13 protein-coding genes and 1 pseudogene are annotated in these 15,891 nt (G+C 65.5%); 7 read left to right on the top strand and 7 right to left on the bottom strand.

Annotation, left to right across the window (positions count from 1 at the left end; all coding sequences use genetic code 11):
* The first annotated feature begins 1 nt into the window (after window position 1).
* The 7 genes and pseudogenes from MB901379_RS08085 to MB901379_RS08050 all read left to right on the top strand — a co-directional run bounded on the left by MB901379_RS08085 (window position 2) and on the right by MB901379_RS08050 (window position 8,316).
* The gene (locus MB901379_RS08085; RefSeq protein WP_158016142.1) at window positions 2-274 is read left to right on the top strand and encodes a HypC/HybG/HupF family hydrogenase formation chaperone; all 273 of its coding nucleotides are present in this window, start codon (window positions 2-4) and stop codon (window positions 272-274) included.
* 10 nt (window positions 275-284) lie between these two features.
* The gene (hypD, locus tag MB901379_RS08080) at window positions 285-1,433 is read left to right on the top strand and encodes a hydrogenase formation protein HypD (RefSeq protein ID WP_158016141.1); all 1,149 of its coding nucleotides are present in this window, start codon (window positions 285-287) and stop codon (window positions 1,431-1,433) included.
* A gap of 3 nt (window positions 1,434-1,436) precedes the next feature.
* Entirely contained in the window at window positions 1,437-2,186 is a 750-nt protein-coding gene (locus MB901379_RS08075; protein ID WP_158016140.1) for a DUF6390 family protein, read from the top strand.
* Between the two features lie 36 nt (window positions 2,187-2,222).
* On the top strand, window positions 2,223-3,359 hold the full coding sequence (locus tag MB901379_RS08070) for an alkaline phosphatase family protein (RefSeq protein WP_158016139.1): 1,137 nt from the start codon (window positions 2,223-2,225) through the stop codon (window positions 3,357-3,359).
* A gap of 65 nt (window positions 3,360-3,424) precedes the next feature.
* A pseudogene (locus MB901379_RS24990) lies at window positions 3,425-4,125 on the top strand (PE family protein); the annotation flags it as partial.
* A gap of 867 nt (window positions 4,126-4,992) precedes the next feature.
* On the top strand, window positions 4,993-6,207 hold the full coding sequence (locus tag MB901379_RS08055) for a PPE family protein (protein ID WP_158016136.1): 1,215 nt from the start codon (window positions 4,993-4,995) through the stop codon (window positions 6,205-6,207).
* Window positions 6,208-7,140: 933 nt separating this feature from the next.
* The gene (locus tag MB901379_RS08050) at window positions 7,141-8,316 is read left to right on the top strand and encodes a PPE family protein (protein ID WP_158016135.1); all 1,176 of its coding nucleotides are present in this window, start codon (window positions 7,141-7,143) and stop codon (window positions 8,314-8,316) included.
* Window positions 8,317-8,333: 17 nt separating this feature from the next.
* Here MB901379_RS08050 and MB901379_RS08045 read toward each other — a convergent pair whose 3' ends face one another.
* The 7 genes from MB901379_RS08045 to map form a co-directional block, all read right to left on the bottom strand.
* Window positions 8,334-9,110, bottom strand: a complete 777-nt coding sequence (locus tag MB901379_RS08045; RefSeq protein ID WP_162334345.1) for a 3-oxoacyl-ACP reductase — start codon at window positions 9,108-9,110, stop codon at window positions 8,334-8,336.
* Window positions 9,107-10,474, bottom strand: a complete 1,368-nt coding sequence (locus MB901379_RS08040; protein WP_158016134.1) for an aldehyde dehydrogenase family protein — start codon at window positions 10,472-10,474, stop codon at window positions 9,107-9,109. The genes MB901379_RS08045 and MB901379_RS08040 overlap by 4 nt, the downstream gene beginning before the upstream one ends.
* Window positions 10,471-11,226: a gamma-glutamyl-gamma-aminobutyrate hydrolase family protein gene (locus MB901379_RS08035; RefSeq protein ID WP_158019031.1), complete on the bottom strand. Its 756-nt coding sequence runs from the start codon at window positions 11,224-11,226 to the stop codon at window positions 10,471-10,473. The genes MB901379_RS08040 and MB901379_RS08035 overlap by 4 nt, the downstream gene beginning before the upstream one ends.
* Window positions 11,192-12,577: a glutamine synthetase family protein gene (locus MB901379_RS08030; RefSeq protein WP_158016133.1), complete on the bottom strand. Its 1,386-nt coding sequence runs from the start codon at window positions 12,575-12,577 to the stop codon at window positions 11,192-11,194. The genes MB901379_RS08035 and MB901379_RS08030 overlap by 35 nt, the downstream gene beginning before the upstream one ends.
* Window positions 12,578-12,708: 131 nt before the next feature.
* The gene (locus MB901379_RS08025; protein ID WP_158019030.1) at window positions 12,709-13,263 is read right to left on the bottom strand and encodes an alpha/beta hydrolase; all 555 of its coding nucleotides are present in this window, start codon (window positions 13,261-13,263) and stop codon (window positions 12,709-12,711) included.
* Window positions 13,264-13,354: 91 nt separating this feature from the next.
* Window positions 13,355-14,887, bottom strand: coding sequence for a cobyric acid synthase (locus MB901379_RS08020; protein ID WP_158016132.1), 1,533 nt, complete (start codon window positions 14,885-14,887; stop codon window positions 13,355-13,357).
* Window positions 14,888-14,912: 25 nt separating this feature from the next.
* Window positions 14,913-15,770: a type I methionyl aminopeptidase gene (gene map / locus MB901379_RS08015; RefSeq protein ID WP_158016131.1), complete on the bottom strand. Its 858-nt coding sequence runs from the start codon at window positions 15,768-15,770 to the stop codon at window positions 14,913-14,915.
* Window positions 15,771-15,891 lie beyond the last annotated feature (121 nt).

The raw sequence follows: 15,891 nt of genomic DNA, 5'->3' as shown, positions 1-15,891 counted from the left end.
CATGTGCCTTGGGATTCCGGGCCGGATCGTTGAGATCACCGACCCGGCAAACTATTTGGCGAAGGTTGATATCAGTGGCGTACAGCGCACGATCAGCGTGCGGCTACTCGACGACGACATGCCCGAACCCGACGAATGGGTACTGGTTCACGTCGGGTTCGCGATGGCCAAGATCGACGAAACCGAGGCGTTGCTCACCCTGGACGCCATCAAAAAGCTCGGCGATGCATATACCGCCGAAATGGCAGCCTTCGACTCGTCCGCGATCCTCTAGGGGGACTCAGGTGAAATTCGTTGACGAATTCCGTGATCCGGCGGCGGCTCGAAAATTGTTGGCCGCCATAGAACACTTGGCGCTCCTGACGGGGCCCGGTCCCGAACACTTCAAGTTTATGGAGGTGTGCGGCGGGCACACGCACACCATCTACCGCCACGGGATCGAGCATCTGTTGCCCGACAACGTCGAGTTGGTGCACGGCCCGGGATGTCCGGTGTGCGTCATCCCGATGGGTCGCATCGACGATGCCATGTGGCTGGCCGGCCAGCCCGACGTGATCTTCACCTGCTTCGGCGACATGATGCGGGTGCCCGGGTCGGACGGCAGCCTGCTGGATGCCAAGGCGCGCGGCGCCGACGTGCGGTTCGTCTACTCGCCGCTGGACGCCCTCAAGATCGCGCACGACAGCCCGGACAAGCAGGTGGTGTTTTTCGCGATCGGTTTCGAAACCACCGCACCCTCAACGGCGGTGACGCTGGTACGCGCCCAGGACCTGGCGCTGCCCAACTTCAGTGTGTTCTGCAATCACGTCACCATCGTGCCCCCCATCAAGGCCATTCTGGAATCGCCCGATTTGCGGTTGTCGGGTTTCATTGGCCCCGGCCATGTCTCGACCGTCGTCGGTAACCGGCCGTATCGATTCGTTCCCGAGGTGTACAACAAGCCGTTGGTCGTGGCCGGGTTCGAACCGCTGGACATCCTGGCGTCGGTGGCCATGCTGCTGCGCCAGATTCGTGAGGGCCGATGCGAGGTGGAAAACCAGTACAAGCGGGTGGTGCCCGAGCAGGGCAACCCCGCCGCGCTGGCATTGATGGGCAAGGTGTTTGCGCTGCGCCCGCACTTCGAATGGCGCGGACTGGGTTTCATCTCGCAAAGTGCGTTGCGGCTGCATGACGACTTCGCGGAGTTCGATGCCGAGTTGCGGTTCGCCATGCCCGGAGTGCGGGTGGCCGACCCCAAGGCGTGCCAGTGCGGCGAGGTACTCAAGGGCGTCCTCAAGCCGTGGGAATGCAAGGTTTTCGGCACCGCGTGCACCCCAGAGACACCGATCGGAACCTGCATGGTTTCCCCGGAGGGGGCATGCGCAGCCTACTACAACTTCGGCCGCATGCACCGAGACGCCGCCAAGCTGGTGGGGCAGTCCGGGCGGGCGTGACCGGTGTCGACCGCTGACCCACCGGAGGCTCGCGGCGCCGAGATGTTCGCCCGCTACGCTTATGCCCCCAACGCCCTGGGGTACTGCGGTCCCCCGGTTGGTGCCACGTTGCGGGATGGCTCGGTCGCGGACGTGCGCGCCGCGGCGACGAAGTTTTCCGGGGCCTGGCCGTACCTGCGGGTGCTGTCACATCTGACCGGCATCGCTGACCCATTGGACTATCGGCTCGTGCAGTCTTATTGGCTCGGCGGCGGCGTCGGCGCCGACCTGGCGGCTGACCGGTTCTTCGACGAGCTGTTGACCATTATCGGCCCGCAGGCTGGACGGTACTGGTCGCATCTCACGCCGCAGCTCGCGAGTGAGGCCGCCGGCAATCATTGCTTTCATGTCTTCGGCGTCTACCCGTGGACGCGGTTCCTGGGCCGGGGCACCGATGACCATCCGCTCAATGTTTTGGATAACTGCCGGATCACCTGGGCAACAGTGGTTTCCCGCACCGGTGAAGCAGTCGAGGCGTCGTGTCGACGGCTGATCTTCGACGGCCAGACGCTGGGGCTGTCCGAGCCGTCGGTGCGGAGCCTGGACGTGTGGGCCGATGGGTACAGCGCGGTGCCCGACGTTGGCGTCGGCGAGGAGGTCGCCGTGCACTGGGGCCGGTTGTGTGGCCGGCTGCGACCAGAACAAGTTCGTGCGCTGGCCGACAGCACGCATCGACAGCTGCGAGTCACCAATCAAAGGCTCGCACACGTCTAGGCTGGTGCGCGCGCGGAACCTGCCAAACTGAGCGACATGCCGGGTTCGATCTGCGACGTGCTGCCCGCGGTGGCCGCGCTGCTCGGGGTCCCGGGCGCGCCCGACAGGCTGGGAGCGGCAGATCGGGTGGCGCACGTTGATCGCGTCGCGGTGGTTCTCGTCGATGGGATGGGCTGGCACCTGTTGCCGGAACTGGCTGCCGATGCGCCACTGCTCGCCGCCGTCCTCAACGGTGCCGTCGGCAGTCTGGACCAACTGACCTGCACCTTTCCGTCCACCACACCGACCAGCCTGGTGTCTTTGGGTACCGGAGCGCAGCCCGGTGAGCATGGTGTCTTGGGCTTCACCCTCAACGTTCCCGGCACCGATCGGGTGCTCAACCACATCCGGTGGCGCGACGATCCGCCACACACTCAATGGCAGCCGCTGCCCACCTGGTTCGAACGATTGACCCACGCGGGCGTGAGCGCCCGCGTGGTGCTGCCGGAATGGTTTGTCGGCAGCGGGCTCACCGCCGCGGCCTATCGGGGTGCGCAGTTGTGCCCGACTCGGTCGGCCGATGATTACCCCCAGCGCGTGGCCGACGAACTGCGCGCCGCCCCGGGCTTGGTGTACGGCTACACCGCCGACCTGGACACCGCGGCCCACGTGTTCGGCATCGGTTCGCCGCAGTGGCGTGCTGCCGCGTCTCGTGTCGACGTGTTGCTGTCCCGGCTGGTGGCGGAGCTGCCCCCGACCGCGGCGCTCCTGGTGACCGCCGACCATGGCGGGCTCAACGTCCCGGCCGACGCTCGCATCGACCTCGACACCGATCCCCGACTGACGGCGGGCGTTCGCCTAGTGGCCGGCGAGCCCCGGGTGCGCTATCTCCACACCGTGTCGGGTGCCGCACCCGACGTTCTGGCCGCGTGGACTGAGGTGCTCGACGGCTGGGCGGTGGTCCGCAGCCGCGAAGAAGCCATGACCACCGGAATCTTTGGAACGGTGAACCCGCGAAATCTGCCCCGGATCGGCGATGTCGTTGTCACCTGTACCGGCCACACGGCAATCTTGGCAACCGGCCACGAGCCACCCGAAACGGCCCAGCTCATTGGTTTCCACGGCGGGGCGACCGCGGCCGAAACAATGATCCCGTTGATCTACTTCGGTGCCTCCCGGGACGGGATACGGTGAGTTTCTGCCGGCAATAATGCCGCTGAGCCATTAGCGAGGTCTGCTGTCCCGTTTGCGAGAATCCGATGTCGTTTGTGATCACGGTGCCCGAGATGCCGAGTTCGGCGGCAACGGATTTGGCCGGGATCGGCTCGACGCTCAGCGCAGCCAACGCGGTTGCGGCCTTTCCGACGACAGCGATCCTGGCCGCCGCTGAAGACGAAGTTTCAGCCGCGACTGCGGCCCTGCTTTCCGGTCACGCCCAGTCCTATCAAGCGGTCAGTGCGCGGGCGGCCGTGTTTCGGACCCAGCTCGTGCAGGCGTTGACTACCGGCGCGGCGTCCTAAGCGACCGCCGAGGCGCGAGTGCGGCCTCGATTGTCGACCCGTTGCTGGCCGCGGTCAACGCGCCCCCATTGGCGTTGACCGGGCGTTCGCTGATCGGCAACGGCGCCAACGGGTCTCCGGGGACGGGAGCCGACGGGACGCCGGGCGGGTGGTTGCTCGGCAATGGTGGGGCCGGCGGCTCGGGAGCGGCGGGAATGCCCGGTGGTGCCGGCGGCGCGGCCGGGTTGTTGGGTTCTGGAGGTGCCGGCGGGGCCGGCGGCGCCGGTGGACAACTGCTCGGCAACGGCGGCGGCGGTGGCGAAGGCGGGGCCGGCGACGGGGGCGGCGGGCCAGGCGGCAACGCCGTGTTGATCGGCGCCGGCGGCAACGGTGGCAACGGCGGCACCCCCTCAGGCAGCGGCGGCACCGGCGGCACCGGCGGGCTAGTGGGTCAGGACGGGTTCGACGGGTTGCCCTAGCCCCGCGGTGCGCACCGGACCGAGCTGGGCGCTACCCCCGCATCGGCATCGCATCGTCATCGCCGAATCCCGCGAACCCGGTTGAGCACGTTGGCTACTAGCGAATGACTCGCAACTATTTCTGCAAATGGATTGCATCTAGGTGTGCCGTGTAGTTACCTTTTCGTTACAGGACGATTCTTCCGACCCGTAGGGGACGCACATGGCCAGTCCTAGGTTCGCCCGGCAGCCATCGTCACGCTCTCGGCCGCGAGCGACCTTGGCTCCGGGCAGATTACCGCGCAGCTTGCCGATCTGTGATTGCACACCCAGGGCAGAGCAGTGGACGGCTTCGGCCGAGCCCGTGGGCTGAAGACCCGGGTCGGCAAATCTGCTTGGGCAACCCCCCGGCCAAGATCGCCTCCACGCCGGACCGGATCTGATGAGGTGCTGACCGGCTGGTCAGCGCATCCCAACGGCGACGTCCAGAACACCGAGTATCGGTGCAGCTCTGCCCAATTCCGTGGTTGAGCTACAAGATGAAATTCATGACCGTAACGCAACGACTCGGTTTCGGCATCGTACTCGTAGCTGAAACGCGTTAACAATAACTATCTTTCACGAACGCGAGACTAGCCCACCATGCGTTCTTGCCGCGCGTTTGAACACGAGCGCTGCCACCGGAGCCGGAGTTGCCTCCCCAGGAGCAGCCGATGTCATTTGTGCACAGAATATCTGAAACTCTTTTCACTGCAATGCATAGCCTGCAATCTCCCAACACGGCCGTCAGCGCTCACAACGCCACCATGCCGACACCTCTGACCGAGGTGGCCAACACAGCCACCACAGGTTGAGGAAGGAGCGAAGCAAATGGACTACGCAGCGCTTCCCCCGGAAGTCAACTCGGCTCGCATGTACAGCGGACCCGGTGCCGGCCCGATGCTGACCGCCGCCCTGGCTTGGGATGGTCTGGCTACCGAATTAGCCTTGACTGCACGCGATTACGGTTCAGCAATCGCCTCCGTGACCAGCGGCCGGTGGCGCGGCCCAGCGTCGGCGTCGATGGCTTCGGCCGCTGCACCCTATGTGACCTGGATGGCGAGCACCGCCGGCCAAGCCCTGCAGGCATCGCTGCAAGCCAAGGCCGCCGCCGGCGCCTACGAGGCTGCGTTCGCCATGACGGTGCCACCGCCGGTGATCGCGGCCAATCGGTCATTGTTGGCCTCGTTGGTCGCCACCAACCTCCTGGGTCAAAACACCCCGGCGATCGCTGCCACCGAGGCGCTCTACGGCGAAATGTGGGCCCAAGACGCCGCGGCCATGTACAGCTATGCCGCCTCCTCGGCGATGGCGTCAACAATGGCCCCATTCACCGATCCCCCACCGACCACCAATGGCGAAACGGCCACCCTTACCCAGGCCGCAGCCAGCAGCAGTGCGGGCAGCCAGGCCGTGCTGTCACAGCTGATGACCGCGGTGCCCACCACGCTGCAGGGACTCGCCGGGCCATCGGGTTCCAGCTCGGCCGCCACGCAATTGGCGGTCCTGACGGACTGGCTGGGGCTCGGTGGCGTCGACCTGTCCACGCCGAAAGGGATCCTCGCATTTCTGGAGGGAACCGATGGTTCGCCGGTGGGAGCGGCCATCAACGCCGTGGGCCTCAACGCCCTGTCGTCCGGCTTCTACACACCAGGCAATTTTTTTGGCACCATGTGCGACTTTTTCGGGCTGTCCAGCTTTTCGGCGATGGATGCCGCCGAGGATGCCGCCATCGCCGCCAGTGCCGGGGCCGGCCAGACGCTGCCCAGCTTGGGCGGGTTCGGTAGTGCGGTGTCGGCCGGGGTGGGCAATGCGGCCTCGGTCGGTTCGCTATCGGTGCCCCCCACTTGGTCGGCCACGTCTCCGTTGGGAGCCGCGGCGTCGGGGCTGCCGGCCGCAGCTGCCGGCGCGCCGCCGGTCACCCCGGGAGCGCCGAGCATGCTCGGGGGTATGCCGCTGTCCAGCCTGACCGGGCGCAGCTTGGGCGAAGCCCCGCGCTACGGGTTCAAGCCGACCGTCGTGATGCACCCTCCCGCCGCGGGCTAGGGTCCGCACGACCATAGGGAGCTCGCACCCACGACAGGACCACGGTCGCTCCCATCGTCTTGGCATCGCTGTCTTTAAATCGCTTGCCATGGCTGATCACTCGTCGCCGGTGCTAGAGTTGTGGCACTGTGAAGGCGCGGCCCCGGGGTAAACCTCCGCGATGGCGATTGGTGGTTGCCATCCTCGCTGGGCTGTGCCTGTTGACCGCCCTCGTCGGGGGCTGGACGTTGCGGACCCATCTCGCCGTGTCTGCCTCGCAGCAGACGGTAGTCGAGTTGGCAGGTGGGGCAGATGGCGACGCCGATGCTGGCGTCGATACCACTCGCGGACGTTTCGAGAACACCATCCAACCCACCGCTCACCTCGTCTTTGGTACTCAGTCAGGTGACCGGAAGCCCTTCAAAAGCGCTGGGCTAAAGCGTGATCGGCCCCCCAGCTGGTCGCGCTCCGCACCAACGCAGTGGTCGTTGGTTACGCCGGCGTCGATGACTACCCCGCGACGCCCTGCCGTCCTACCGCAATGCCCTGCGCCCGCCACTTCCGAGGGCGGCCAAGACCTGTTGAATCAGCTCTGCGTCGCTCGTCGCTGATCGACTAACCGCAGACCGCCTGTGCCGCAACACCGGGCCTCGCGCGGCCGGTGTGCGAGAGACCCCCATCAACCGCCGCAACCGCGGCGTCGGCGCGACGGCCATTGATGCCGTAGCCACCATCGCAGCAACGGCAAACCCAATCCGCGAGGCCGCGGCGCTGGTCAAGCCCGTCGGGAAGCGGAGCCACACATCGATGTCTTTGAGGAAAGTCCATGTTCGCTTGCATCTTCGAACCTGCAACGCTGGCTGCAGCATCCGCGGCCACAAGGCAATCTGACAACTACACAACCACATTCGACAACCGGGTCGATCGCCCAGTCGCACCGCGGGAGGCGTAGCGATGGATTACGGCGCTCTACCACCGGAAGTCAACTCGGCGCGCATATATAGCGGTCCCGGGTCGGGATCGATGCTGGCCGCGGCGGCGGCATGGGATGGGCTAGCCAGTGAGCTGTATGCCGTGGCAACCAGCTACGGTGCGGTGACTTCGAGCCTGGCCGGCACATGGACAGGACCGGCCGCACAATCGATGACTCAGGCATCCGCACCCTATATCGCGTGGCTGGGCGCCACCGCCGTGCGGGCCGAACACGCGGCCGCCCAGGCCGCAGCGGCCGCCGGAGCATTTGAGGCGGCGCACGCGGCGACGGTGCCGCCGCCGCTGATCGCCGCAAACCGATCACTACTCATGTCCCTGGTCGCGACGAATGTCCTGGGGCAAAACGGCCCGGCAATCGCCGCCGCCGAGGCCCAGTATGACCAGATGTGGGCTCAGGATACCGCCGTCATGTATGGCTACGCCGGCGCCTCGGCGGCCGCCTCGCTACTGACGCCGTTTGTTCAGCCACCGACAACCACCGACCCAAGGGGGTTGACCCGGCAGGGGGTAGCCGTTACCCAGACGGCCGGCTCCACCGCCAGCACGCCGGCGCAAGAACTGGTAGCGAACGGGTCTCAGCTGATTTCAGCTCTACCCCAAGCGCTTCAGGGACTCGCCGCCGTCCCCACGGCAACCTCGATGGACGCGGCGCTTACCTCGCTGACGTCATACGTATCGAAATTCAATACCCTAACCACGCCGATAAAGTTCGCAACGTATCCCATGACGTTTCTGAACCAGGCACTCTCGGCGTCGAAGGCCGTGACTGCGCCGGCCGCGGCCGCCAAAGCGGTGGAATCGGGGCTGGCCAGCGGGGTTTCCGCGGGCACACACGCCTTGGCAGGTCTGGGCACCGGTGACAGCGCTGCGGCGTTTAGCGCGGGCCGCGGCGTTTCGATTGGGGCATTGTCGGTGCCGCATGGCTGGCTCACCGCTTCCACGACGGGTTCGGTAGCCGGCGCGCCGCCGAATGCGAGCTCGACCATCGCGCCCGCTACCGGGCCGAGCGGGGGCGGACCGGCGGGCCTACCCCTAGTGCCGTTGACGAACACGGCGGGACGTGGTGGCGCCGGTCCTGCCGCGTCGCGGTTCGAGCTGCGCCCCAGAGTGATCCCCCATTCGCCGGCGGCCGGATGACCCACCGGGCCCACCGGCTACAACGGAGTTACATAAGCAGAGCTGATACCGCCGTCCACCAAGAATGTCGACGCGGTGATAAACGATGCGTCGTCACTAGCCAGAAATGCTACCGCGGCAGCGATTTCGTCCGGTTCCGCGAATCGGCCCACAGGCACGTGCACCAGCCGCCGAGCCGCGCGCTGCGGGTCTTTGGCGAAAAGTTCCTGCAGCAGTGGGGTGTTGACCGGTCCGGGGCACAGTGCATTGACCCGAATTCCCTGGCGAGCGAACTGTACCCCCAGCTCTCGTGACATGGCCAGCACTCCACCTTTGGAAGCGGTATAGGAGATTTGGGAAGTCGCCGACCCCATGACCGCGACGAACGACGCCGTATTGATGATGGATCCCCGGCCGGCCGGCACCATGTGCCGCAATGCCGCCCGACAGCACAGGTACACCGACGTCAAGTTCACATCCTGGACCCGCTGCCAGGCCGCCAGCTCGGTGTTGTCAATCAGGTCATCTTCGGGTGGCGAAATGCCGGCATTGTGGAACGCGATGTCCACCGAACCGCAAGCCTGGGTCGCCGCATCGAACAGCTTGTTGACCTCGCCCTCGTCGGAAACATTCACCGGCACAAACAAACCGGAAAGCTCTTCGGCGGCCGCCCCACCGGCTTCGACGTCGATATCACCGATGACGATCGTCGCGCCTTCGGCATGCATTCGGCGGGCGGCGGCCAGCCCGATACCACCGCCGCCACCGGTGATCACCGCCACCCGACCTGCCAGCCGTTGACTCAGGTCCATCACTGGCCCTCCTTGACTGCAATGAACACATTCTTGGTCTCGGTGAAATGTAGCGGCGCATCCGGCCCCAGCTCGCGACCCAACCCGGACTGCTTGAACCCGCCAAACGGGGTGTTGAAGCGCACCGACGAGTGCGAGTTCACCGAGAGGTTGCCGGCTTGAATCGCCCGCGACACCCGCAGCGCACGCGAGAGGTCGTCGGTCCAGATGGACCCGGACAACCCGTAGGCGGTGTCGTTGGCCAGCGTTATGGCATCGTCCTCGTCGTCGAATGCCAACACCGTGACCACTGGGCCAAAGATCTCCTCGGTAACGGTACGGTCGGACCGCTGTGGAGTGAGAACCGTTGGTGGGAACCAGAATCCAGGTCCCGATGGCACCGAGCCACGAAATGCGACGGGCGCATCATCGGGCACGTAAGAGGCCACCTTTGCCCGGTGCGCTGCAGACACCAGGGGGCCCATCTGGGTGTCACGTGACCCGGGATCACCGACAACGGTGCCGCGCACCGCTGGCTCCAGCAACTCCATGAAACGGTCGTACACGGGGCGCTGCACCAGGATTCGGCTACGAGCACAGCAGTCCTGACCGGCGTTGTCGAAGACTCCAGCCGGTGCGTTCGCTGCCGCACACTCCAAGTCGCAGTCGGCGAAAACAATGTTGGCGCTCTTGCCGCCCAGCTCCAGCGTTACTCGTTTGACCCGATCCGCCGCACCGGCCATGACCAACTTGCCGACTTCGGTGGAACCGGTGAACACGATCTTGCGGATGTCCGGGTGGCTGATCAACCGTGCCCCCACCACCGCTCCTTGTCCCGGCAGCACCTGCAGCAAGTCTGCGTCCAACCCGGCCTCGACGGCCAGCTCGGCGAGTCGAAGCGTGGTCAGCGGGGTCCACTCGGCGGGTTTGACCAGCACCGCATTGCCGGCGGCGAGGGCCGGCGCGATGCCCCAGCATGCAATCACCATCGGGAAATTCCACGGGGTGATCACGCCCACCACGCCCATCGGTTCGTGAAAGGTGACATCGATGCCACCGGCCACGGGAATCTGACTGCCGCACAATCGTTCCGGACTGGCAGCATAGAAGTTCAACACGTCGCGGACATTGCCGGCTTCCCACTCGGCGGACGTAATTGGGTGTCCCGAATTGGCCACCTCGAGCGCCGCCAGCTCATCGATATGAGAGTCGACCACCGCCGCGAACGCGCGCAGGCCGGCCGCCCGTTCAGCGGGCGAAAGCCGTGCCCATCGTCGTTGGGCACACTGGGCTCGCCGGACCGCGTCATCGACGGCTACGGCATCACAATGCGCGACCGACCGCAGCACCTCCTCGGTCGCAGGGTTAATCAGCTGCCCGGCAGTCATCGGCCCGCATACGAACGTGCGGCATCCACCAATGCGGTGAACAGTCGCAGGTCGTCGAGCGATTTCTCCGGATGCCACTGCACCGCCACCACGAAACCGTCCCCCGGTAGCTCCAACGCCTCCACCACGCCATCGGCGTCCCACGCGCTGACCGTCAAGCCGTCACCGACCTTGTCGATGGCTTGATGGTGGTAGCACGGCGCGTCTGCGCACTCCCCAAGCAGCCCAGCCACCCGGGTGCCCGCCACGGTCCGTACCGGTAACCGGGTGAAGATGCCATTGCCCGCCCGATGGCCGCTGTGGCCGAGCACGTCGGGCAGGTGCTGGTGCAGTGTGCCACCGAGAGCAACGTTGAGCACCTGCGCGCCCCGGCATATGCCCAGCACCGGCAGCCCGCGGTGCAGGGCGCCGCGCAACAGCGCGAACTCCCAAGCGTCGCGGGCGGTGCGTGGCTGATCGGTCTCCGGGTGGGGTTGTTGGTCGTAGCTGGCCGGGTCCAGGTCATAACCCCCGGTGATCACCAGAGCATGCAGGCCGTCAAGCACACAACCGACAGTCTCGGAGTCCGCCGGCTGAGGCGGCAGCAGTACCGCGCTACCGCCGGCCATGATCACGCCCTCGAAGTAGTCGGCGGGAAGATAGCCCGCGGGGACATCCCAGATCCCGGTCCGCACCTGCTCCAGATAAGTCGTCAAACCCACTACCGGTCGACTCGCTCTAGAGACGTTCAAAACCACGCTTCCTCTCCCAATCGGTGACCGCCGCGTTGAACGCCGCCAGCTCGACGCGGGCGTTGTTCAGGTAGTGCGCCACCACGTCGTCGCCAAACGCTTCTCGTGCCAGCGCGGAGGCACCAAACATCGCGGCCGCCTCGGTCAGTGTGGCCGGCAACCGCTCGAATCCGGATTCTTCGTATGCGTTGCCCGCGCAGAGCTCGGGAAGCTCCAGGCGCTGGTCCACACCGGACAACCCGCCCGCAATCAGCGCCGCCACCGCCAGATACTGGTTGACGTCACCGCCGGCGACCCGGCACTCCACCCGCAGACTGTGTCCGTGACCGACCACCCGTAGCGCACAGGTGCGGTTATCCAGGCCCCATGCCACTGCCGTGGGCGCAAAGCTGCTATCAGCAAATCGTTTGTAGGAGTTGATATTCGGCGCGTAGAACAGCGTCAGCTCACGCAACGTGGCCAATTGGCCGGCGAGGAAGCTTTGGAACATCGAGGACATCCCGTGCTGTTGGCCGCTGTCGGCGAACACCGCCGAACCGTCTTTGGCGCGCAGCGAAAGGTGGATGTGACAGCTGTTGCCCTCGCGCTCATCGTATTTAGCCATGAACGTCAGGCTCTTACCGTGCTGGTCGGCGATTTCCTTGGCGCCGTTCTTGTATATGGCGTGGTTGTCGCAGGTGACCAACGCTTCGTCGTAGCGGAATCCGATCTCCTGCTGGCCGTGGTTGCACTCCCCCTTGACCGCCTCGAACCGCAGACCCGCACCCTGCATGCCGAGCCGGATGTCACGCAGCAGCGGATCCATCCTCGACGAAGCCAATATCGCGTAGTCGATGTTGTAGTCGCTGGCCGGAGTCAAATCACGGTAGCCGCTGGCCCACGCCTGGCGATACGGCTCATCGAACACCAGGAATTCCAGCTCGGTGGCGACATCGGCGACCAATCCCCGCTCGCTGAGCCGGTCCAGCTGACGTCGCAAAATGCTGCGCGGCGCGACATCGACTGCATTGCCGTCAGCCCAAGCCAGATCGGCGATCACCAGCGCGGTGCCAGGCAGCCACGGAACCATCCGCAGGGTGTGCAAATCCGGCTTCATCACCATGTCGCCGTATCCGGTCTGCCAGCTTGACATCGCATAGCCGGGCACCGTGTTCATGTCGACGTCGACGGCCATCAGATAGCTGCAACACTCGGCGCCGTGATTGGCCACCTCGTCGACGAAGTACCGGGCCGCGACTCGCTTGCCCACGAGGCGGCCCTGCATATCGGCAAATGCCACGATCACGGTGTCGACGCCACCGACCGTGACCAGCGCTTCCAGCTCACCCAACGGCAACACGGCAGGGCCCGGACTCGCCGTACGGCCGGTCATGACGGAATCCGTTGCGGCACCCGTCTGAGACCGGTGCCCGAATCGCGGCGAAATCTTTTGTAGAAGTTGATGTTCGGAGCATAGAGCACGTCGGCGGGCCGGTCGTGAGGGTGGGTCGACGCCGTGGCCGGCTACCAGCTGCTGGTGCGTAACACGATCTCGGTAGCCAACTGGGCCGTCGACTCCTGCGCGCTGTGGCGCCCGAGGAGGTCCACCACGCGATAATCGGCGTAGACCAGCCGCTGGCTGTTGCTGGCGACTGCACGCATGGCCGCAGAACTCACCAGTACCGTGGTGCTGATCTCCACCGGCGGGCAGTTGCCGTCGCGAATCGCACCGTTGAGATCGGCCACGGCCGGATGTCCACGGTCGATGGCCACCAAACCGGCGAATCGGCCCAGTCTGGTCGCCGCCAACTCCCACGCAAGCTCCGCGCCCGCACGGTCCCCGACCACGACCGCCCACCGTATGCTCAGCACGTCGAGGATGCCGACCACAGACTTTGCGGTCAACCGCGGGTCACCGCCGACGATGAGGGTCCGAAGCGATGCGGTATGCAGGCGCTGACAAACCGCATCGTAGGCGGCAACCGCGCGTTGTTGGTCCCCAAGCAGAACGACGACAACACCGTTCGCGGGACCGGTGAACGCAACCGGGACCCCGAATCCGTCCAGCGTGGTCATCATCGATGGCACCTACGCACGCTACCGTTAATCGATCTGGGCGCGCGAGGATTTCATCTCCTAGCATACGACCGGAACTTCTGGCCGCATGCGGTTAACCGGCCGGTAACGGACCGATGGCGGGTCGCTCGCTTAGTCGGCTGGAAATTAGCGGGCGCCGCGGCGGTGGGCCGGCGAGCAAGCCGGTGACCGCGCCTAGATCCAAATGCTCCGCCAACAGCCCGGCCAGCAAATCCAGTTGAGCGTCGCGCCGGCCGGGCACACTGACATTCTGCGCAACGACGAATCGGCGCCGGCCGGCGGCCTCCGCGACCTGGGCGAGCCATTGCCGACGGAACCCGTCGTTGTCCAGCAGGCCATGCCAGTGGGTGCCGAATACCACGCCGCGCAGAATGCCTTGGGGCTCGCCTGCGACATCGAACCAGGTCGCTTCGGTGCAGCGGGCCAGTCGGCCATGGTGAATCTCGTACCCGGCCAGTGGCGACTGCCAGCGGCGCAGCGTCTTGGCCGCATCAAACACGATGTCGGCGTCCAGCAGGCCCAGACCACTGACCGCACCGGTCCCGGACTCAACCGTGTCCTCGATGCCCCGGCAAAGCATCTGAAACCCCCCGCAGATGCCCAGCACGGGCTTGCCCACACGAGCATGGTCGACGATCCCGCCGGACAGTCCGCGGTCACGCAACCAGGCCAGATCGGCGACGGTGGCCTTGCTGCCGGGCAACACGATCAGGTCAACGTCGGCTAGGTCCGCGGGTTCAATGATCCAGCGCACCCGCACACCCGGTTCGCAGGCCAGCGCCTCGACGTCAGTGGAGTTGGAGATGCGCGGCAGCCGGATCGCACCCACCCGCAACCACTCGGCGCCGAGCGGAGGTTCCGGCGTGCCGACCACGCGGTGGGCAACCACCGACAGCGAGTCCTCGGCATCGAGCCAGAGCTGGTCGGCATAGGGCAGCACCCCGTAGGTTGGCCGACCGGTCAGGCGCTGCAGCTGTCGCAGCCCAGGTTCCAGCAACGCGAGGTCGCCGCGGAATTTGTTGATGATGAAGCCGGCGATGAGTGCCTGATCGTCGGCCTCCAGCACAGCCAACGTCCCGAATAGGTGCGCCAGCAGGCCTCCGCGGTCGATATCGCCTACCAGGACCACTGGCAGGTTCGCGGCCCTGGCCAATCCCATGTTGGCTACATCAGTGGCCCGCAGATTTATTTCGGCTGCAGAACCAGCTCCCTCACAAATAACAACATCGAATTCTTGGCGCAGGCAAGCTAATTCGTCGTTGACGATACCCGCCAGCCGGTTGCGGTGCGTCATATAGTTTGCCGCGGTGACGGACTGGTCCACCTGGCCCCGGATCACCAATTGCGAGGTCCGGTCGCTACCCGGTTTGAGCAGGATCGGATTGAACCGCACCCGAGGTTCCAGACCCGCCGCCCGCGCCTGAATGGCTTGGGCCCGCCCGATTTCACCGCCATCGATGGTGACCGCAGAATTGTTGGACATGTTTTGCGCCTTGAACGGCGCTACCCGAACTCCACCTCGTGCCAGCAGCCGACACAGGCCCGCAACCACAACCGATTTCCCGGCGTCGGAGCTGGTCCCCGCCACCAGGAGTGCACCACTCACCCTGTTGCGGCGGGCACCGGTAACCTCATGGCAGCGTGAGGATCTCGACGCCGGTGTCGGTGACCAGCAGGGTGTGCTCGAACTGCGCTGTCCACTTGCGGTCTTTGGTAACCACCGTCCAACCGTCATCCCAGATTTCGTAGTCCAGCGAGCCCAGGTTGATCATCGGCTCGATGGTGAAAGTCATGCCAGGCTGCATAATCGTCTCGACGGCGGGCTGGTCGTAATGCAAGACCACCAAGCCGTTGTGGAAGGTAGTGCCGATACCGTGACCGGTGAAGTCGCGAACCACGTTGTAGCCAAACCGATTTGCATAGGCCTCGATGACACGGCCAACTACTGACAATGCACGCCCGGGCTTGACGGCGTTGATTGCCCGCATCGTCGCCTCTCGGGTTCGCTCAACCAGCAGCCGGTGCTCCTCAGCGACATCGCCCGCCAGGAAGGTCGCATTGGTGTCACCGTGCACACCATCGAAGTACGCGGTGACATCGATGTTGACGATGTCACCGTCGGCGATCACCGTCGAGTCTGGGATTCCATGACAAATAACCTCATTGAGCGACGTGCAGCACGACTTCGGGAATCCCTTGTAGCCGAGTGTGGAGGGATAGGCGCCGTTGTCGATCATGTAGTCGTGGGCGATCCGATCCAGTTCGTCGGTGGTCACCCCCGGGGCGACCGCCTTCCCCGCCTCGGCCAGTGCGCGGGCCGCGATCCGGCTGGCGACGCGCATTTTCTCGATCACCTCGGGCGTCTGCACCCATGGCTCGGTCCCCTCTTGGGCCGTCGGCTTGCCGACATATTCGGGGCGCGCGATCCACTTGGGCACCGGCCGCATCGGGGACAGATCGCCAGGGGAAAGCATGGTACGAGCAGGCATCCCGCCAGCTTAGCGGTGCCCGCACGGTGTCCCACACCTAACCGGTGGGCCAAGCAGCCGACCGGGGCGATGGTGTGTCTCGCCGGGAGGCCACCGGACAAGATGAGCGCGATGCGGCGCC

It is taken from the genome of Mycobacterium basiliense (genome assembly GCF_900292015.1).
In the GTDB taxonomy this organism is placed as follows: domain Bacteria; phylum Actinomycetota; class Actinomycetes; order Mycobacteriales; family Mycobacteriaceae; genus Mycobacterium; species Mycobacterium basiliense.
Note: the sequence above shows the minus strand (reverse complement) of the source record. Positions and strands in the feature narration are given on the sequence as shown.

Bases quoted from the DNA above. Each gene is read 5' to 3' on its own strand.
- MB901379_RS08085 (WP_158016142.1), top strand. From the start codon at position 2: ATGTGCCTTGGGATTCCGGGCCGGATCGTTGAGATCACCGACCCGGCA.
- MB901379_RS08070 (WP_158016139.1), top strand. From the start codon at position 2,223: ATGCCGGGTTCGATCTGCGACGTGCTGCCCGCGGTGGCCGCGCTGCTC.
- MB901379_RS08055 (WP_158016136.1), top strand. From the start codon at position 4,993: ATGGACTACGCAGCGCTTCCCCCGGAAGTCAACTCGGCTCGCATGTAC.
- MB901379_RS08050 (WP_158016135.1), top strand. From the start codon at position 7,141: ATGGATTACGGCGCTCTACCACCGGAAGTCAACTCGGCGCGCATATAT.
- MB901379_RS08040 (WP_158016134.1), bottom strand. From the start codon at position 10,474: ATGACTGCCGGGCAGCTGATTAACCCTGCGACCGAGGAGGTGCTGCGG.
- MB901379_RS08030 (WP_158016133.1), bottom strand. From the start codon at position 12,577: ATGACCGGCCGTACGGCGAGTCCGGGCCCTGCCGTGTTGCCGTTGGGT.
- MB901379_RS08025 (WP_158019030.1), bottom strand. From the start codon at position 13,263: ATGATGACCACGCTGGACGGATTCGGGGTCCCGGTTGCGTTCACCGGT.
- map (WP_158016131.1), bottom strand. From the start codon at position 15,770: ATGCCTGCTCGTACCATGCTTTCCCCTGGCGATCTGTCCCCGATGCGG.